The 19,278-nt window shown below is 64.5% G+C and carries 16 protein-coding genes; 10 read left to right on the top strand and 6 right to left on the bottom strand.

Annotated features, from left to right (window positions below; translation table 11 throughout):
- Positions 1 to 25 precede the first annotated feature (25 nt).
- The gene (locus OUZ49_RS09865; RefSeq protein ID WP_266150208.1) at positions 26 to 901 is read right to left on the bottom strand and encodes a DMT family transporter; all 876 of its coding nucleotides are present in this window, start codon (positions 899 to 901) and stop codon (positions 26 to 28) included.
- Positions 902 to 1,129: 228 nt separating this feature from the next.
- Here OUZ49_RS09865 and OUZ49_RS09860 point away from each other — a divergent pair, with 228 nt between their 5' ends.
- The 5 genes from OUZ49_RS09860 to OUZ49_RS09840 all read left to right on the top strand — a co-directional run bounded on the left by OUZ49_RS09860 (position 1,130) and on the right by OUZ49_RS09840 (position 6,649).
- Entirely contained in the window at positions 1,130 to 2,299 is a 1,170-nt protein-coding gene (locus OUZ49_RS09860) for an acyl-CoA dehydrogenase family protein (RefSeq protein ID WP_266150207.1), read from the top strand.
- A gap of 218 nt (positions 2,300 to 2,517) precedes the next feature.
- Positions 2,518 to 3,060, top strand: coding sequence for a GNAT family N-acetyltransferase (locus OUZ49_RS09855; RefSeq protein WP_266150206.1), 543 nt, complete (start codon positions 2,518 to 2,520; stop codon positions 3,058 to 3,060).
- The gene (locus OUZ49_RS09850; protein ID WP_266150205.1) at positions 3,057 to 3,551 is read left to right on the top strand and encodes a nucleotidyltransferase family protein; all 495 of its coding nucleotides are present in this window, start codon (positions 3,057 to 3,059) and stop codon (positions 3,549 to 3,551) included. The genes OUZ49_RS09855 and OUZ49_RS09850 overlap by 4 nt, the downstream gene beginning before the upstream one ends.
- A gap of 227 nt (positions 3,552 to 3,778) precedes the next feature.
- Positions 3,779 to 6,046 carry a thiamine pyrophosphate-dependent enzyme gene (locus OUZ49_RS09845; RefSeq protein WP_266150204.1) on the top strand — a complete coding sequence of 756 codons (2,268 nt, stop codon included), beginning with the start codon at positions 3,779 to 3,781 and terminating at the stop codon, positions 6,044 to 6,046.
- 234 nt (positions 6,047 to 6,280) lie between these two features.
- Complete coding sequence (locus OUZ49_RS09840; protein WP_266150203.1) at positions 6,281 to 6,649, top strand: Ivy family c-type lysozyme inhibitor; 369 nt, start codon at positions 6,281 to 6,283, stop codon at positions 6,647 to 6,649.
- Positions 6,650 to 6,926: 277 nt separating this feature from the next.
- Here OUZ49_RS09840 and OUZ49_RS09835 read toward each other — a convergent pair whose 3' ends face one another.
- The gene (locus tag OUZ49_RS09835) at positions 6,927 to 7,706 is read right to left on the bottom strand and encodes a phosphatase PAP2 family protein (RefSeq protein ID WP_266150202.1); all 780 of its coding nucleotides are present in this window, start codon (positions 7,704 to 7,706) and stop codon (positions 6,927 to 6,929) included.
- A gap of 135 nt (positions 7,707 to 7,841) precedes the next feature.
- On the opposite strand from OUZ49_RS09835, the gene OUZ49_RS09830 reads away from it, so the two are divergent.
- The 5 genes from OUZ49_RS09830 (at position 7,842) to OUZ49_RS09810 (ending at position 15,448) form a co-directional block, all read left to right on the top strand.
- Entirely contained in the window at positions 7,842 to 9,500 is a 1,659-nt protein-coding gene (locus OUZ49_RS09830; protein ID WP_266150201.1) for a serine hydrolase, read from the top strand.
- Positions 9,501 to 9,609: 109 nt separating this feature from the next.
- The gene (locus OUZ49_RS09825) at positions 9,610 to 11,229 is read left to right on the top strand and encodes an alpha/beta hydrolase-fold protein (protein ID WP_266150200.1); all 1,620 of its coding nucleotides are present in this window, start codon (positions 9,610 to 9,612) and stop codon (positions 11,227 to 11,229) included.
- Positions 11,230 to 11,514: 285 nt separating this feature from the next.
- Positions 11,515 to 11,856 (top strand): RcnB family protein, encoded by a 342-nt coding sequence (locus OUZ49_RS09820; protein ID WP_266150199.1) that lies wholly within the window; start codon positions 11,515 to 11,517, stop codon positions 11,854 to 11,856.
- Positions 11,857 to 12,219: 363 nt separating this feature from the next.
- Positions 12,220 to 12,699: a DUF3761 domain-containing protein gene (locus tag OUZ49_RS09815; protein WP_266150198.1), complete on the top strand. Its 480-nt coding sequence runs from the start codon at positions 12,220 to 12,222 to the stop codon at positions 12,697 to 12,699.
- Between the two features lie 94 nt (positions 12,700 to 12,793).
- Complete coding sequence (locus OUZ49_RS09810) at positions 12,794 to 15,448, top strand: M16 family metallopeptidase (protein ID WP_266150197.1); 2,655 nt, start codon at positions 12,794 to 12,796, stop codon at positions 15,446 to 15,448.
- 70 nt (positions 15,449 to 15,518) lie between these two features.
- Here the strand turns inward: OUZ49_RS09810 and OUZ49_RS09805 are convergent, their stop codons facing one another.
- Genes OUZ49_RS09805 through OUZ49_RS09790 form a run of 4 tightly spaced genes read right to left on the bottom strand, consistent with a single transcriptional unit; the run spans position 15,519 to position 19,189 of the window.
- Positions 15,519 to 16,610 carry an ABC transporter permease gene (locus OUZ49_RS09805; RefSeq protein WP_266150196.1) on the bottom strand — a complete coding sequence of 364 codons (1,092 nt, stop codon included), beginning with the start codon at positions 16,608 to 16,610 and terminating at the stop codon, positions 15,519 to 15,521.
- A complete protein-coding gene (locus OUZ49_RS09800) occupies positions 16,607 to 17,527 on the bottom strand; it encodes an ABC transporter ATP-binding protein (protein ID WP_266150429.1) in 921 nt (306 codons plus the stop codon). Before OUZ49_RS09800 ends, OUZ49_RS09805 begins: the two co-directional genes overlap by 4 nt.
- Before the next feature lie 11 nt (positions 17,528 to 17,538).
- Complete coding sequence (locus tag OUZ49_RS09795) at positions 17,539 to 18,525, bottom strand: HlyD family secretion protein (protein WP_266150195.1); 987 nt, start codon at positions 18,523 to 18,525, stop codon at positions 17,539 to 17,541.
- A complete protein-coding gene (locus tag OUZ49_RS09790) occupies positions 18,515 to 19,189 on the bottom strand; it encodes a TetR/AcrR family transcriptional regulator (RefSeq protein WP_266150194.1) in 675 nt (224 codons plus the stop codon). Before OUZ49_RS09790 ends, OUZ49_RS09795 begins: the two co-directional genes overlap by 11 nt.
- Positions 19,190 to 19,278 lie beyond the last annotated feature (89 nt).

The raw sequence follows: 19,278 nt of genomic DNA, 5'->3' as shown, positions 1-19,278 counted from the left end.
GAAGCGCTGGCGTGGCTACGACCGCTCACACCATCTTGGTGCGTCGCCACCATGAGGTGACTTGTTCCTCGCGCACCAGGGTGAACAAACCCGAACCGAGGATGAGTGCAATGCCGATCAGCATCGGCCAGTCCAAATGATCGCCAAACAGCCAGTAGCCGAAGCCGATCGCCCACAGCATCTGGCTGTACTGGGCGGGCGCCACGCGGTTGGCCGGCGCGTGATGGGTCGCCAGCATCAGCAGCACGCCGGCCAGGCCGGCCAGCAGGCCGTAGCCGGCAAGCAGCGACCATTGGTGCAGGTCTGGCCAGACAAAGGCCGGCAACATCAGCACGCCGCCGCTGACCAGGGGGCCGATCACACCGGCGCCGTACAGGCTGATGCGTTTCTCGTGCGGGCCCGCCATGCGCAAGGCGACCACCGAGACGGCGCCTGAAAGGCCGCAGGTCATCGCGGCGAGATGGCCCGGCCCCAGCACGCGGAAGCCCGGCCGCAACACCACCAGCACGCCGATAAAGCCCACGATGACCGCGGACCAGCGCCGCCAGCCGACGTGTTCCTTCAGGAAAATCACCGAGAGCAGGGTGACGAAGATCGGCAGCAGGAAGATCAACGCGAACGCCTCGGCCATCGGCAGCGCGGTGAACGCGATCACCGACGTGATATTGCAGATGGCGCCGGTAATCGCGCGGATCCACCACAGCCGCGGCTTGCGCGCGTGGAAGACGTCGAGATAGCGATCCTCCGGCTTGCGGATGAAGGGCAGGGCGCTGAGCATCAGCACGGCGCCGAAGAACACCGCCTCGTAGGCCGGCAGGCTGCCGTGCAGGGATTTCACGAAGGCGTCGCTGATCGCATAGGCGGCGTAGCAGGCGAAACCGAGCATTACACCTTTGAACATGGGGATTCCGGCTGAGGAGGCTCGTTATCGGTGCAAAAGCAGGGATCTCGTGCCTTGACCGCACGAATGGAGACGCCAAGTCCCAGCCTGCGCTGGGACGACGAGAAGGCGCGCATGGTCCCATAGCCGCCCCCGGCCGCCTACCCCGGCCTGCTGCACCTCGCCATGACCGGGCGGGTCAGGATCGCTAGAATGGCGGTTTGCCCCTCCCGATTACGGAACCGAAGCATGTCCGCTCGCCTGAATCCCCTCGATCTCTACGACGTCCGCTCGCTGCTCTCCGATGAGGAGCGCATGGTTCAGGACACCGTGGGCCGTTTCGTCGACGAGAGAGTGTTGCCGATCATTGGCGATTGCTTCGACCAGGGCCGTTTCCCCAAGGAACTGATCCCCGAGATCGCCAGCCTGGGCCTGCTGGGCGCCACGCTGCCCGAAAAGTACGGTTGCGCCGGCATGAACGGCGTCAGCTACGGCCTGATCTGCCAGGAGCTGGAGCGCGGTGATTCCGGCCTGCGCAGCTTCGCCTCGGTGCAGAGCTCGCTGTGCATGTACCCGATCTACGCCTACGGCACCGAAGAGCAGAAGCAGCACTATCTGCCGAAGATGGCGGCCGGCGAAGTGATCGGCTGCTTTGGCCTCACCGAGCCGCACGGTGGTTCGGACCCGGCCAACATGAAGACCCATGCCAAGAAAGATGGCGGCGACTGGGTCATCAATGGCGCCAAGATGTGGATCACCAATGGCAACGTGGCGCACATCGCCATCGTGTGGGCGCAGACCGAAGACGGCATCCAGGGCTTCATCGTGCCCACCGATACCAAGGGCTTCACCGCGCAGGAAGTGCACAAGAAGATGAGCCTGCGCGCCTCGGTGACCAGCGCGCTGTTCTTCGACAACGTGCGCGTGCCGGAAGCCAACCGCCTCCCGAACGTGAAGGGCCTCAAGGGTCCGCTCGGCTGCCTCACCCAGGCGCGCTATGGCATCACCTGGGGCCCGATCGGCGCCGCCCAGGCCTGCCTGAAGGAAGTGCTGGACTACTCGCAGGAGCGCATCCTCTTCGGCCGTCCGCTGGCCTCCAACCAGGCCGTGCAGCTGAAGCTGGCCGAGATGGCCCGCCGCATCACCATGGCGCAGCTGCTCTCGCTGCAGCTTGGCCGCCTCAAGGACGCCGGCAACATGCAGCCCACCCAGGTCTCGCTGGCCAAGTGGAACAACTGCCGCATGGCCATCGACATCGCGCGCGAATGCCGCGACATCCTCGGCGGCGCCGGCATCACCACCGAGCACGTGGCGATCCGTCATGCGCTGAACCTTGAGTCGGTGATCACCTACGAGGGCACCGAAACCGTGCATCAGCTGGTGGTGGGCCGTGAGTTGACGGGTATCAACGCGTTCTAAGTAATGCTCGGCCCATCGCACAAACCCGCATCCCGGGTGGAAACTTGGAAAAACTCGTCATTCCCGCGCAAGCGGGAATCCAGCGACTTTCAGCCCGTCGAACGCAGAGGCACTGGATGACCAGCTTCGCTGTTGTAAGGCACCTCCCGCTTGCGCGGGAATGACGGAAAAGACGCGGTTTTTCGAGGTTCCTTGGTTTTAATGGGAGGTTTTCGGGAATGAGCTGGCAAGACATCCGCATCGAAACCGATCGCCTGCTGTTGCGCCCCCCGTGCCGCGAGGATTTCGATGCCTGGGCCGCCAATATGGCCAACCTGGAATCGGCCCGTTTCATCGGCGGCGTGCAGCCGCGCGCCGCTGCCTGGCGTGGCTTTCTCACCATGGTGGGCTCCTGGGAGATCCAGGGCTTTGGCATGTTCTCGGTGATCGAGAAAAGCAGCAGTGAGTGGATCGGCCGCATGGGGCCATGGCAACCCGAAGGTTGGCCGGGTACCGAAGTGGGCTGGGGACTGGCGCAGCATGCCTGGGGCAAGGGCTATGCGCTGGAAGGCGCCAGCGCCTGCATGGACTGGGCCATCGACCAGCTCGGCTGGACCGACATCATCCACTGCATCGATCCCGCCAACGTCCCTTCGCAGAAAGTGGCGGAACGACTGGGTTCGCGCCTGCGCGGCCCGGGCAAACTGCCGCCGCCGTTCGAGGACGCGCCCGTCGAGCTATGGGGCCAGACGCGCGACGAATGGCGGCGTCGGCGCGCATGAGTCATGTATCGCCCGCGCTCTACCGCACGCTGGCCCGGATCGTGCCCGAGCTGTACGTGCACTGCGTCGATCCCTGGTGCCTGATCGGTAGCGCTGCTGCGCTGCTGGTGGGCGCCGAGGTGGGCGTGGCCGATGTCGATGTACTGGTGTCGCGCGACGACGCCGAACGACTGATGACGCTATGGGCTTCACTGCGCGATGAACATCACGCGCCCGCCGAGGCGGAGCGCTTTCGCTCGCATTTCGCGCGCTTTGCTTTTCCCGGCATGCCGGTTGAAATCATGGGTGGGCTGGAGCTCGGTGGAGCGTCTGGCTGGCAACCCGTGAGTGCGGGGCGCCTCACGCTGGCCGGCGTCGATGGGCTGGCCGTGCCGGTGCCTTCGGTGGAGGACCAGATTCGCATCCTGGAAAGCTTTGGCCGCGATAAGGATCGCCAGCGCGCAATGGCGCTACGCGCTCTCGCTTCCTCTCCCCTTCGGGGAGAGGATTGAGGTGAGGGGGCGGGTGCTCGCGATAACGTGTCTACAAAGCACGCTTCGAATGGATTTGGTCGCAAGGTCGGCCCCTCACCCCAACCCTCTCCCCGGAGGGGAGAGGGTGCAAAAAGCTCGAGCCTGAACCGCACCGCGCCCCATACTGGCGCGTGCGTCACGCCCAAGCCGATAATTGCCCGCTTGCCGCCTTTCGCGGCTGATCGTCAACGAGACAAGCTGCCATCATGACCGCCATTCCGTACCCCATCTCGGCCCGCCACAAGGGTTTCAACCGCGCCGAGATCGTCGATCAGAATTTCAACGAATTCGTGCAGCTGTGGCAGGGCGACGTGCATGCGCCGCAGGGCGATCATTCACCGGTGTTGCCGGGCAGCGCGCTCGATGCGAAGGGCTTTCGTGAGTTGCTCGAATCGCAGCTGATCAGCCGCCACCTCGACCTGATGGCGCGCGTGCTGCGCGTGCAAAACAAGGTGTTCTACACGATCGGCTCCAGCGGCCATGAAGGCAATGCGATGGTGGCGCGGCTGACCCGCCACACCGATCCGGCCTTCCTGCATTACCGCTCCGGCGGCTTCATGGCCGAGCGCTTTCGCAAGCTGCCCGGCATGGATCCAGTGATGGATTCCGCGCTGTCGTTCGCGGCGAGCAAGGAAGACCCGGCTTCGGGCGGTCGCCACAAGGTATGGGGCAGCAAGCCATTGTGGGTGCTGCCGCAGACCTCGACCATTGCGTCGCATCTGCCCAAGGCCTTGGGTACCGCCATCGCCATCGAGCAGGCGCGTCGCATCGGCCACAAGCTGCCGATTCCCGACGACAGCATCGCGATCTGCTCGTTCGGCGATGCGTCGTCCAACCACGCCACCGCGCAGACGGCGTTCAACGCTGCCGCGTGGACGGCCTATCAGAAACTGCCCGCGCCGGTGCTGTATGTGTGCGAGGACAACGGCATCGGGATCTCGGTGAAGACGCCGACCGGCTGGGTGGCGAACAACTTCCGCCATCGCGCCGATCTGGATTATTTCTTTGCCGATGGCCTCGATCTGGCCGAGGGCTACGCCCAGGTGCAACAGGCGGTCGAACATTGCCGCCATACGCGCCGCCCGACCTTCCTGCATTTGAGGACCACACGCGTGATGGGTCACGCCGGCACCGATTTCGAGATCGAATGGCGCAGCGTCGAGGAATTGTTCGCCGTGGAAGCCAGCGATCCGTTGCTGCGTTCGGCCGAGATCGCACTCTCTTCGGGCCTGTACACGAAGGAATCGCTGCTCGCCTTGTACGAGGCCACGCGCAAGCGTTGTTTCGCCGCGGCCGAAGACGCCGATCGTCGCCCGCGCCTGACCTCGTTGGCCGATGTGATGAAGCCGCTGGCGCCGTATACACCGGCCGAAGTAAAGGCAGAGGCTGAGCGCACGGATTACCAGGAGCGTCGCGTCGCCGCCTTTGGCGGTGATGACAAAGTTCCCGAGAAGCAGCCGCCCCGTCACCTGGCCATCCAGATCGGCCAGGCGCTGCACGACATGATGGCGAAGTACCCGGAATCGCTGTTGTTCGGCGAGGACGTGGCGCAAAAGGGCGGCGTGTATACCGTCACCAAGGGCTTGCACAAGGCGTTCAAGAACAGCCGCGTGTTCAACACCTTGCTCGACGAGACGATCATTCTCGGTCTCGCCCAGGGCTATGCCAACATGGGCATGCTGCCGATTCCCGAGATCCAGTACCTGGCGTATTTCCACAACGCCTGCGACCAGATCCGCGGCGAGGCGGCGTCGCTGCAGTTCTTCTCCAACGACCAGTACCGCAACCCGATCGTGATGCGCGTGGCCAGCCTGGGCTACCAGAAGGGCTTCGGCGGACATTTCCACAACGACAACTCGATTGCCGCCTTGCGCGATATTCCCGGGCTGGTGGTGGGTTGTGCCAGCCGCGGCGACGATGCCGCGAACATGCTGCGCACGATGATGGCCCTGGCCAAGGTCGACGGGCGCGTCTGCGCGTTCCTGGAACCCATCGCGTTGTACATGACCAAGGATCTGTACGAGGCCGGCGATGGCCAGTGGCAGTTCGACTATCCCGCACCGGGTCAGGCCATGACCCTGAGCGAAGGTCGCGTGTATCACGAACAGGCCAATGACCTGGTGGTGTTCACGTTCGGCAACGGCGTGCCGATGGCGCTGCGCGCCGCGCGCAGCATCGAAGCCGAGCTGGGTTGGCAGGTGCGCGTGGTCGACCTGCGCTGGCTGGCGCCGTTGAACAATGCCTTCATAGCCGAGCAGGCAAAGTCGGCCAAGCGCATCATCGTGCTGGACGAAGGCCGACGCAGCGCCGGCGTGGGCGAGGGCGTCATCACGGCCATCGTGGAAGGCGGCAGCGGCGCTACGCCGTTGCAGCGCGTGGTCGGTGAGGACACCTACACGCCGCTCGCTGGCGCCGCGCTGCTGGTGTTGCCGGGTGAGGCGGACGTCGTCGCTGCAGCGCGCAAGCTGGGCTGATCGAATGTGTGTGGCGGTGTGGGGACATCCGCATCGCCATGCCTCCTGCGTTCGCGCGGCGCGCCACCGCAAGGCAAGGAGATTCTCATGCGCCATCGTTTCATCGTTGTTGGGCTAGCCGTCGCCTGCGCAGCCTGCTCGGCGCCTCAGGGGCAGGGTGCGCCGCCTCCCGTCGCCAGCGCCGGACCCGCTCCGGCGGCCGTGGCGGCGGAACCGGCCATCCCGGATGGGCCGATGTATCTGCACGATCTATTGCAGCGCCGCGATTTCGGCACGGCGTTCGCGGCGTTGGCAGGCGCGGAACAACTGCCCGACTGGCCCCGCCAAGGTGGCACCTCCACCCCCGCCCAGCGCGTTGCCCTCAACGGCCGCACGCAGTGGCTGGTCGCGGCCTGCAAACCACACGACTGTCCGTCCGAGCGCATCCTGCTGCTTTTTGAGGAGAGCACGCACGCGATGTCCGGGGTGTTTGCGCGGCGCAAGCCGGGGGTGGCGGACGATGTCGACAGCAATGATCAGGCGAATGACGATTTGACTTGGCTGGGGGCACCCGACGAGGCGACGAAGCGTTTGCTGCTGGCGAAGTTGTATCCGTCGGAGTAGGCGCGAGCGCTCGTAAGCGGAGCACGTCGCACAATCTCCCTCACCGTCATCCCCGCGAAAGCGGGGATCCAGTGCCTCTCGCTCTTTCCTGACGTTCCCTTGGGCGGGCTCGTCTATCGACGGAACGTTAGATCAAAGGCAAAAGGCACTGGATCCCCGCTTTCGCGGGGATGACGGTGAGGACAAGGATGAAGATGAGGACAAGGATGACGGTGAGGAAGGTGACGACGGTGAGGGATAGCCGTCTTCACTGGGACGATCGAATCGGGCGCAGCACTCAAGCAGCGCTTCGCTGCCTCCAATACTCCGCCCCACCAATACACACCACCAGCCACGCCAAGCCGCTCGCATAGCCACCGAGTACATCGCTGAGATAGTGCACCTGCAGCAGGATGCGGCTGACGCCAATGATCGTCACCATCGCGATGGCGCCAGCGACCACGGCACGATGCCAGCGCAATGGCGTTAAACGCAGCAGCACGTAGGCGAGCATGCCGTAGAACACCATGGCGCCAAACGCGTGGCCGCTGGGGAAGCTCCAGCCAGCCTCCGTCAAATAGCCATGCACCGGTCGTGGCCGTTGGAACCAGGCCTTGATGCCGCTGTTGATCGGCACGATGCCCGCCACCGCGATGGCCCAGCTGGTGGCCAGGGCCGGGTGTCGGCGCAGCAGCAGAGCCGCCAGCACGACCACGGAAGCCGCTGCCACCGTCCATAGGTCGCCAAGATGCGTGATCGCGGCGATGATTTGCAGCGTGGTAGGCGGCAAGTGCGCGCGCAGATCCAAGGCGAGTGCGGCATCGAATCCGGGCAGCAGACCCTGTGCCTCTGCGCCAATGGCGATCGCAATGGCGACAAACAGCAGCATCATTGCCATGAACAACATGGCCGCGCTGCGTGCGCGGATGGCGACCGGCGAGCGGCCAACGGCGATGGCGGCCTCGCGTTGGCGAAAATTCCAGCGCCACGCCACATCGCCTACCAGCACGGCCACCAGCAGCAGACCGGCCCACAGCAGCAGGGCGTGCGTGGCAATCCATTCGATCAGTTGGTCCATAGAGGTCCTCAGGTTGACCGCACATGATCCACGCCGCGGGCAGAGCCGTCGAGGGCAGGCAGGCGTGACTTTCAGTGCTGGCCTGGCCGTGGTTTTGCGGCGATAGTGCGTGCATTACCGCCCATGGAGTCGAAAATGTTCCAGCGAATCCGGTCCCCGCGCCTGGCGGGTTGCCTTGCACTGCTGGTGTTGGCCGCGCCGATCTGGGCGCAGACCGCAGTGCCTGCAGCGACACCGGCCGCTCCGCTGGTCAGCACGATCCAGCCGGCTTTGCCGGCACAGTTGCAGGATTTTGGCGCTTATGTGGACAGCGCCCGCAAGCAATTCGACGTGCCCGGCATCGCCGTAGCCATCGTCAAGGACGGGCAGGTCGTGCTTGAACAGGGTTTCGGCGTGCGCGAACTGGGCAAGCCGGAAGCAGTGGATGCGCGCACGCTGTTTGCGATCGCCTCGAACACCAAGGCGTTCACGGCGGCGGCCCTGCAGATGCTGGCCGAGGAAGGCAAGCTCAACATGGACGATCGGGTGATCGACCATCTGCCATGGTTCCAGATGTCCGACCCGTACGTGACGCGCGAAATGCGCGTCCGCGACCTGTTGGCGCATCGCAGCGGCCTGGGCCTGGGTGCGGGCGATCTGCTGTACTGGCCGTCGACGTCCTACTCCACCAGGGAAGTGGTGGAGCGACTGCGCCACGTGCCGCTGGCGACCAGCTTCCGCAGCACCTATGCCTACGACAACATCCTGTTCGCCGTGGCCACCCTGGTGATCGAACAAGCGTCGGGCCAGCGTTATGCCGACTTCATCCGCGAGCGCATCTTCAAGCCGGTGGGCATGGATGAAGCACTGATCGACATGACCTATCTGAAGCCCGGCATGAACGTGGCCATGGGCCACGCCAAGTTCAACTTCACCGAACTGAAGCCGGTGCCGCCAATGGCCTGGACGAACAACCCCGGTGCCGGCGGCATCTACGCCAGCGTGCACGACCTGGCCAAGTGGATGAACGTACAGCTCGCCGGAGGGATGTTGCCCAACGGCCAGCGGCTGTTCTCGGAAGACAGCCAGAAGCAGATGTGGTCCATGCTCACGCCGATGAAGATCAGCCAGCCGCCGGTGCCGGAGCTCAACGAGTCCCGGCCGAATTTCGCCGGTTATGGCGAAGGCTGGTTCCTGTCCGACTACCGCGGGCAGCGGCTGGTATGGCATACCGGTGGCTGGCCCGGCATGGTGTCGCGCGTCACCCTGGTGCCCGAACTGAAACTCGGCGTCGTGGTGTTGACCAACCAGGAATCCGCTGCGGCCTTCAACGCGGTGACTTATCGCGTGCTCGATGCGTACCTGGGCAAGGACAAGAAGGACTGGGTGGCGGCCTATGCCGCTTCGGTAAAGAAGTCCGAGGGCAATGCCGACGACAGCTGGAAGCAGCACCAGGCCGCGCGCGACCCGGGCAGCAAGCCGTCGTTGCCGCTGGCCAACTACGCCGGCACCTATCGCGATCCCTGGTATGGCGACATCGTGGTGAGCAAGGAAGGCGGCAAGTTGCGCCTGCGTTTCTCCAGGACGGCGCAGCTGGTGGGCACGATGGAGCCCTGGCAGCACGATACGTTCATCGTGCGCTGGGACGACCGTTCCTTGAACGCCGACGCCTTCGTCAGCTATACGCTCGATGCCGACGGCAAGGTGCGCGAGGTGCGCATGCAGCCGGTCTCGCCGCTGACCGATTTCAGCTTCGACTTCCAGGATCTGCGGCTGGTGCCCGTCACGGATGCCAAGGCGATGAAGTCACCATGATCTTGGTCTGATCAGCAAGCCTGGACCGCGTGAGCCCGGCACCTGCCGGGCCACGCACCATCATCCTGTTCGTTTCCGCGCCACCTCAAAGCCATCCACGGAGAATGTCATGCGGACGTACCGACTCAACCTTGCCGTCTTGCTGTGCTTCGGCCTGACCCTCGCGGGATGTTCACGCGAGCACGCGCAACCGACGGCCCACGCCTTCCATGTGGAACTCGCAGCGACGGCGGACGGCGCCAAGGCAGGGCGCCTGCTGGTGTTCGCGGAGGATGCGAAGACCGCGGAGGCATCGAGCAAAGATGGCAAGGTCGCCCAGGTGGACATTGACCAGCTGGATCCCGACCAGGTGAGCGTCGCGGCGCGCGAGGTCAGCCGGTTGGAGCCAGGGCAGGGCGCGGATGTCGATACCGCAGCCCGGGCTTTTCCCGCGTCCTTCGCCAAATTGCCGCCAGGCGATTACTACGTGCAGGCGGTGCTCGATGTCGATCACAGCTACAACTACACCGGCCGGGATGGTGGCGACCTCGTCAGTGACGTGGTGAAAGTGCATCTGCCCGCCGCGTCGATCCCGACGCTGCAACTGACCTCCACCTTGCCGGTGCATGACCTCTGGTCATTGCCTGCGTCCGCGACCCAGGCCGTGCGCGATGCCTTGCCGGAAGCACGCAAGCACACCCAGGACATCGATTTCGTCAGCCCGGCCTTGTCGGCGTTCTGGGGACGGCCGGTGCCTATGCGTGGCTTCGTGTTGTTGCCGCCAGGCTATGACGCCAAGAGTGCCGATACTTATCCGGTGGTTTACCTGACCCACGGTTTCGGCGGCGGCCTGGGACATTTTGCGAATGGCATCGCCAGCACCTGGCTGGCGATGTCCAAGGGCGAAATGCCGCCGATGATCTGGGTGTATCTCGACGAGTCGAGCCCCACGGGCACGCATGAGTTCGCCGATTCGGTGAATAACGGCCCCTGGGGTCAGGCACTGACCGAGGAGCTGATTCCGCACCTCGAGTCGACGTACCGCATGGACGGCAAGGCAAGCGGCCGCTTCCTCAATGGCCACTCATCCGGCGGCTGGGCCACGTTGTGGTTGCAGACGCGCTATCCCAAGGTGTTCGGTGGCACCTGGTCCACCTCGCCCGATCCCAGCGACTTCCATGACTTCACCGGGGTGGATCTGTATGCGCCGGGCGCCAATGTCTATCGCCGGGCCGATGGTTCGGCCTATCCGCTGATCCGTGACAAAGGCAAGGTGCTGGCCACCTTTGAACAGTATGCCGAGATGGAACGCGTACTCGGCAGCTACGGCGGGCAGATGGCCTCCTTCGACTGGGTGTTCTCGCCGCGCGGCGCGGATGGCCGTCCACAACCCATGTTCGATCGCGATACCGGTGCCGTGGACGCCAAGGTGCTTGCCTACTGGCAGGAGCACTACGACATCGCGCATCGCCTGCAGACGCAATGGCCGGAACTGAAGCCCGACCTGGATGGCAAGATCCACCTGATCGTGGGCACCGCCGATACGTTTTATCTTGACGGGTCGGCGCATCGCCTGAAGGATGTACTCGATGGCCTGCACGCGCAGTCGGACATCCGTTTCCTGCCGAACAAGACGCACTTCGACCTGTACGCCGATGGCAGCGACCGTACGGCGCTACTCAAGCAAATCGCCTGGGAGATGTACGTGGTGGCGCGTCCGCAATCGACGCTGAAGCGCGCGGCCCCGTAGTTTCGCAAGCGCTCCGGTGGCGGCATGGCGGGAGCTGCTGGATAGCCAGTTGATGCCTGCAAGGGTTGCGCAGGAAAGGGGCTTGCCACGCGGTGGTAAGCCCCTTTTTGCGAAAAATGCGCAAAACCAAACGCAGGTTCAACGCAGGATTTTTCGCGCCGCTTTTGATCACTTCCTGCGATCGCATTCATGGATCGTGCACCGTTGCGGCTCACATCATGAGAGCGTCGAAACGGCCACCTTGCCGGGTGGCCGTCGACTTTCTTTCCCGATGGAGAACGCTTGATGAAGAAGACCATGCTAGCCCTGTTCCTTGGTGCACTCGTGGCCTCTACAGCCGCTACCGCGGGGCCGTTCCAGGAAGACGAACATCATGATCATGCCTACGGCCATGACGAGCACCGAAGTGTCGTGGAGCATGACCGTGGCATGCACGAGGGTTGGTACCGCAAGGGCGGCGCGGTGCCGCCGGAGTACCGTGACCATCGTTACGTCGTGGACAACTGGCACGAATATCACCTGCGCGAACCGCCTCGTGGCTACCAATGGGTGCGCAGCGACAATGGTGAGTTCCTGCTCGTGGCCGTCACCACCGGCATCATTGCCGACATCATGCTCAGCCACTGAGTCGGCTACCGAGGATGAGTGGATCGCATCGCTTCATCGAAGCGATGCGGTCCAGCCGCAGGGACTCCAGGCTGGCCGTGACGTGCATGCGGCCATCAGCTGAAGACGGTGCGTTGGCGAGCAGGCTGATGTGCAAGTTATTGCGACGCGACCTCACGGGACCTAAACATGGCTTGAGGCACGGTCACGACGCGCTGCGTGCTTGATGCATGGTCGGTGCTGCGCGCGTCTTCGCGCCTGGGGAGTGTCATCCGGTGGATGACGCGGACCTCCATCGGCGGGGGATGCGAGGAGGGGATGCGTGACCGTCATGCACGGTCACTTCCCTATGGAACAGACGAATTTGCGCTGGAGGGATCGAGGATGAAATCTTACGGTTTGATCGCTGTATTGATCGCGGGTCTTCTTGCGGGTCCAGCCGTTTATGCACAGCAGGCCTCGGCACCGCCAGGGTCGACTGGACAGTGCAAGGACGGCACGTTTACGACCCACGAGACGAAGAAGGGTGCCTGCTCCGGCCACCAGGGCGTGAAGGAATGGTTTGGTGCTGCCAGCACGGCGGCGCCTGCCGCTGCTGCTCCTGCCGCCGCTCCAGCGGCTGCCGCGGCGCCCAGCACGACGCCGCACTCCACCGCGCCCAACACCAAGGCACCTTCGCCGGCACCCGCTACGGCGGCAGCGCCGGGTGGCGGCCCAGGCATGGTCTGGGTCAACTCCAGCAGCAAGGTGTATCACTGCCCGGGCGACAAGTGGTACGGCAAGACCAAGGCCGGTGCCTACATGAGCGAAGCCGACGCCAAGGCCAAGGGCTTCCACGCCGACCACGGCAAGGCCTGCAGCTGAAGTAATTCGGCAAAATCCGTTGTCAGAGTCTGGAGGGCCGGCTTATGTCGGCCCTCTTTGCATCAGTCCCCCCTGGTTGGCGTTGGAGAGGTTCGTGAGAAAGCAGTTGAAGTATCTGGCCGCGGCGATTGCGTGCGTCCTGGCGGGTACCGCCGCCAAGGCGGACGATGCACCGGTGGCCCGTGCCACACTCGACAACGGTTTGCGCGTCGTGGTGGTGCGTGATGCGCTGGCGCCGGTGGTGACGACCGAGGTGAACTACCTGGCCGGTTCGGATGAAGTGCCGGCCGAGTTCCCGGGTACGGCCCATGCCGTCGAACACATGATGTTCCGCGGTGGTCCGGGTCTGTCCAAGGACCAGCTGGCCGCCATCGCCGCCAATATGGGCGGTGCGTTCAATGCACAGACGACGCAAGCCTCCACGCAGTACTACTTTGTGACGCCGGCCCAGGATCTGGATGTCGCCCTGCATGTCGAAGCGCTGCGCATGCGCGGCCTCGATGTATCCCAGGCGGAGTGGGCCAAGGAGCGTGGTGCGATCGAGCAGGAAGTCTCACGCGACCTCTCCAGCCCTGATTTCAAGTTCTACAGCCAGATGCTTGGCCAGATGTTTGCCGGCACGCCTTATGCGCATTCGCCGCTGGGTACGCGCGACTCGTTCGACAAGACCTCGGCGGCGATGCTGAAGCAGTTCCACGACAGCTGGTACACGCCGAACAACGCGATCCTGGTGATCGTGGGCGACGTGGACCCGCAGGCCACGCTCGCCAAGGTCAAGGCCCAGTTCGGCGACGTGCCGCGCAGGGACCTGCCGGCGCGACCGACGTTTCACTTCAGCTCCGTGCAGGCGAAAACGCTGCGCTTGCCGACGGACAGTCCCTATGGCTCGGTCTACATCACCTATCGCCTGCCCGGTGCACAGTCCAAGGACTACGCCACCGCCCTGGTGATGGCAGGCGCGCTGGGCTCGCAGCGCGCCGATTTGTACGGCATGGGCATGGAAGGCAAGGCCTTGTTTGGTGGATTCGAACAGGAAGCCTTGCCTGAGGCAGGCATCGGTCTGGCCGTGGGCGTGTTCCCGGCAGGTTCCGATCCGCAGCCGGTGCTGCAGCGCATGCAAGCGATTCTTGCGCAGGCCGCAAGCAAGGGCCTTGATCCTTCCCTGGTGGAGGCGGCCAAGCGCAAGGCGATTGCGGAGCTGGAGACCAAGAAGAATTCCGTCGAGGGATTGGCGGGTGCCTGGTCCACTGCACTGGTCGAGCAGGGGCTGGATTCGCCCGACGCGATGAAGCAGGCGATCGAGTCCGTCACGCCCGACGCGGTGAATGCACTGGCCAAGGCGAGCTTCGATCCGGCGCATGCGATCACCGCGATTCTTACACCGCAAAAATCCGGCACGCCGGGCGAGGGCAAGGGCTTTGGGGGCGCGGAGAGTTTCGCCAGCAGCCCGGACAAGCCAGTGCAATTGCCGACCTGGGCGGAACAGGCTTTCGCCAAGCTCGACCTGCCGAGCACGATGCTGCATCCGGTGGCCTACACCTTGCCCAACGGCCTGAAGCTGATCGTGCAGCCGGAGTCGGTGAGCGATACGGTGGAGGTGATGGGTAGCGTGCAGACGAACCCCGATCTGCAGTCACTCAAGGGGCAGGATGGCGTGAGCGAAGTGCTGGACGGCATGTTCCAGTTCGGCAGCAGCCGTCTCGATCGCATGCAGTTCCAGCAGGCACTCGATGCCATCAGTGCCCAGGAGACGGCGGGTGCCAGTTTCTCCCTGGCCGTTCCCGCCGAGCATTTCGCGGAAGGCATCAAGCTGCTGGCCGACAATGAATTGCATCCGGCCTTGCCGAAGCAGGCGTTCGCGCTGATGCAGCACCAACAGGCCGGCATCTGGGCCGGCGAAGTGCAGTCTCCCGAGTTCCTGGATGAGCTGGGTCTGTACAAGGCGCTGCTGCCGGCGAGCGATCCGCAATTGCGGCACGCCACGCCACAAAGCGTGATGGGCCTGACCTACGACAACGTCAAGGACTATTACGCCAAGGTGTTCCGCCCCGACATGACCACCCTCGTCATCGTCGGCAAGGTCGATCCGGCACAGGCGAGGGCCGTCGTCGAACAGGCTTTTGGTGGATGGAAGGCCAATGGCCCCAAGCCGGATGTGGACTATCCCGCGGTACCGGCCAACAAGGCCGTCCAGCTGCATACGCCGGACGCAAGTTCGGTGCAGGACAGCGTGCGCATGGCCCAGGTCATCGATGTCACCCGTGACGACCCGGCGCGCTATGCCTTGAACCTCGGCAACGAAGTACTCGGCGGCGGCTTCTATGCGTCGCGGCTTTATCGGGATCTGCGCGATACCTCCGGCCTGGTTTACACCGTCGATTCGGAATTCGAACTGGACAAGCACCGCGGGCGTTACACGGTTTCGTTCGGCGCCGATCCGGGCAAGGTGGAAGGTGCTCGCGCGCTGGTACTCAAGGATCTCAAGCAAATGCAAAGCGAGCCGGTGGCCGACGCCGATCTGCTGCGCGCCAAGGGCATCCTGTTGCGGCGCGTGCCGCTCAGCGAGTCAAGCTTCGGCAGCATCGCTAATCAGCTGCTGACCTATGCCGAACGGGGCCAGCCCCTGGACCAGGGCATCGTGGCGGCGAAATATTATCTGGAACTCACCGCGCCCGATGTACAACAGGCGTATGCCAAGCATGTCCGCCCGGAGGCTTTCGTGACCGCGGTAAAGGGACCCGCGCCGTAGTGGCATCGGTGCTCGCGGCTGGCGCTTGTTCAAAGTCTCGTGACCGTTATCGAGACTTTGAACGGGACGCTCAGTCCAGCCGCTTATGGAACAGGCGGATGGCCAGCGTCAGCATGACCGCGATAAAAACAGCGAGCGCGAGGCTGTCCGGCCACAGGTCGCCGAGCGCGGCGCCACGCAGCATGATGCCGCGGATCAGGCGCATGAAATGGGTCAGCGGCAGCAGCTCGGCAATCCATTGCGCCGGCGGCGGCATGCCGGCATAGGGAAACATGAAGCCGGACAGCAGGATCGACGGCAGGAACACGAAGAACGTCATCTGCATGGCCTGGAACTGCGACTTCGCCCGCGTGGAAATCAGCAGGCCCAGCGACAGGTTGGCCAGGATCAGCAGGCTGGCGGCCAGATAGACGTCCCACAGGCTGCCGCGTATCGGCACGCGGAACAGCCACACGCCAAGCAGCAACACGATGCTGGTCTGCAGCAGTCCGATCACCGCATACGGCAGCACCTTGCCGATCATCAGCTCGGTGCGGCTGACCGGCGTGGTGATCAGCAGCTCCATATTGCCGCGCTCGCTTTCCCGCACGATGGCGACGGCAGTGAACAGCACCATCGTCATGGTGAGGATCACGCCCACCAGTCCCGGCACGATGTTCACCGGTGAGCGCCGCTCGGGGTTGTAGAAGCTGACCACGCTGATCGGCGTCTCGACCCGTGCGTGGAAGTTGTCCGGCTGGTTGAGCGGGTATTGCGCCAGTTGTCCTGCGGCCGCCTGCACCACGTTGTCGCTGCCATCCACCATCACCTGGATCGCCTCACGGCCGTCCAGTTTGCGGCGCTCGAAGTCCGGTGGCACCGCGATGCCGACGGTGATGCGGCCTTCGCGCAGCAGGTCGACCAGCTGTTGCGGACTCTGCGCCGTGGCATGCAGTTCGATGACGCCGCTGGCCAGAAGGTCCTGGATGGCGGCCCGCGAACCGGCGGTCTGCGCCTGATCGGCGACGGCGGCGGGCAGGTGACGCAGATTCAGATTGATGGCGTAGCCGAACAGGATCAGCTGCAGGATCGGTATGCCCATGATCATCGCCAGCGTGATGCGGTCCCGCCGCAGCTGGCGCAGCTCCTTGAGCATGATGGCCCACAGGCGACGCAGGTTCACGCGGCTTGCTCCTCGTGTCTGCGTGTGGCGGCGACGAACACGTCTTCCAGGCTCGGCGTGACGCTTTCCACGTCGAACGGCAGGCCGATGCGTTGCAGCCGTTGCTTGAAGGCATCGACATGTTCATCGCTGTGGCGCAGCAGCACGCGCAGTTCATTGCCGATCTGTGCCACGCTCAGCACGTCCGGCTGGTCCTCCAGTGCCTCCTTCACCTTGCGTGGCGCGTCGGCGCGGATCAGGAACGTGCGTCCCTGCAGCTTGGCGGTGAGCTCCTTCGGCGTACCATCGGCGACCAGGTTGCCGTTGTCGAGGATGGCCAGGCGATGGCAGCGCTCGGCTTCATCCATGTAGTGGGTGGAGACGAGGATGGTGGTGCCATCGTCGGCGAGCTCGAACAGTTTCTCCCAGAAATCGCGGCGCGACTCGGGATCGACCGCACTGGTCGGCTCGTCGAGCAGCAGCAGCTCCGGCTTGTGCACGATGGCGCCGGCCAGCGCCAGGCGCTGCTTCTGTCCGCCGCTGAGCGTACCGGCGAGCTGTTCGGTGCGATCGTCCAGGCGATAACGCCTGAGCAGGTCATCCACGCGCGCCTTGCCCTGCTGGCGCGGCAGCCCCTGCACGGTGGCGAGGAACTCCAGGTTCTGGCGCACCGACAAATCGTCGAACAGCGAGAATTTCTGCGTCATGTAACCAATGCGCCGCTTGAGCTGTTCCGCCTGCTGCGGAATGCGCAGGCCGAGCACGTCGATCTCGCCCTCGCTGGGTGTCAGCAGGCCGCACAGCATGCGGATGGTGGTGGACTTGCCCGAGCCGTTCGGGCCAAGAAAGCCATACACGCAGGCGCGCGGCACATCCAGGTTCACCGCGTTGACGGCGACCAGCTGGCCGAAGCGTTTGGTCAAGCCGTGCGCATGGATGGCCGTATCAGTCATGGCCCCTGCTTCCCGGAGAACACCGCCGACACGGGGAAACCCTGGGGCAGCTCCTTGGCATCCTGTCCCAGCGCGATTTCCGCCAGATAGCTCAGCCGGGTGGCGTCGTCGCCGCTGAGCGCGTAGTACGGCGTAAACGTGGGCTCGCTGCGAATCATGCGCACGCTGCCACGATAGCTATGCTTGCCGTCCTGCAAGGTGACCACGGCGGCATCGCCCACCTTTACCGAAGGTCGCAGCGACGCTGGCACGTAGACGCGAGCATAAGGCGTGTCGCTGGCCAGCAGGATCACCAGCGGCGTGCCCGGCTGGGCCTGGTCACCGAGCTTGTACGGCAAGCTGTCCACGCGCACGTCGCGCGGGGTGATCAGGTCCAGTTTCTCCAGGTCGACGGCGCGCGAGTTGGCGGTGGCTTGCGCGGAGGCGACCAGGGCGCGCGCTTGCGCGATGTCTTCCGCGCGCGAACCGTTGAGCAACTGATCGAGCGCGGCGCGATCGGCGCCGACCGCGGCATCGGCATTGCCGGCGGAAGCGCGGGCGCGGTCGAGATCGGCGGCAGACACGAACTGCTGCCTAGCCAGCGCAGACAGTCGCTGGTAATAAGCGTTCGCGTCGCGTGCCTGGGCCTGTGCGCCGACCAGGGTGGCGCGCGCCTGGCGGATCTGTTCCTGGCGCGGGCCGTTTTCAAGTTCGAGCAGCGCCTGTTGCTGCTGTCGCAGGTCAGCCTGGGCCGAGTCCAGCGCCGCGCGTGTACGCGTGGTTTCCAGTTGCATGATGCGCTTGCCGGCAGGCACGAACTGACCCTCGCGCACGTCGATCTGCACGATGTGCTCGGCGGCCGGCGCGGGCAGGGTGATGCGGTCGAACTCGATGGTGCCCAGCACGTGGGGTGGCGCAGGCTGGCAGGCCGTCAGCAGGAGCATGGCCGATAGCAGGAAGGGCCGTGGCTTGTTTCGCAGAGCAGAGGAACGATCAGCTTTCATGCGTGGTATCCAGTCCGTGGCCGAGCAAGGCCAGGGCGTGATTGGCCATGGCATCAACACCCAGATCAGCCTGGAACAGCTGCCGCCAGATCGGCGCACTGGCGGCGGGAAACAAGGTGAGGCCGATCAGCGACACCACCATCAGGCGTGGATCGAGATTTGCATTGAGCTGGCCGCGTCGCTGGGCCTCGGCGAAGCGCGCTGCGAGCATCTGCGGCAGTTCGGGGCCGATGCGGGACAGCAGCAATTCGCGCAGCGCACCGCCTTCGCACAGCACTTCGCGCACCCATAGCGCGGGAAACCAGGGATGGCTGGCGACCAGGCCGAGCACGCCACGCACGAAGCTGCCCACCAAGGCCTGGATATCGTCGCCTGCACTGGCAACGTGGCCTCGCAAGGTGAGCACCGCCGGCATCAGGCGTTCTTCGAACACGGCATCGCGCAGGGCCAGCTTGCTGCCGAAGTAGTAATTGAGCAGGGCTGGTGTCACGCCCGCATCGGCGGCAATGCCGCGCAGCGAGGTGCCGGCAATGCCGTCGCGGACAAAGCAGGCCAGCGCGGCGTCGATCAGGTGGGGACGCAGGTCGGGGCTGTCGAGGGTCGGACGACCCGGTGCGCGCGGAGGCGCGCGACGCTTTGAGGAGCGTGGCTTTTCGGTGCTCATGCGGATAAATTAATCGTGTGTATAATTACTTGCAAGTGCCCCATTGACGCAGCTGATTGGCAGCGAAACAAAGACGGGCCGGCATCGCT

It is taken from the genome of Dyella halodurans (genome assembly GCF_026283925.1).
Taxonomy (GTDB): domain Bacteria; phylum Pseudomonadota; class Gammaproteobacteria; order Xanthomonadales; family Rhodanobacteraceae; genus Dyella; species Dyella halodurans.
This window is presented reverse-complemented; position numbering and strand designations above follow the sequence as displayed.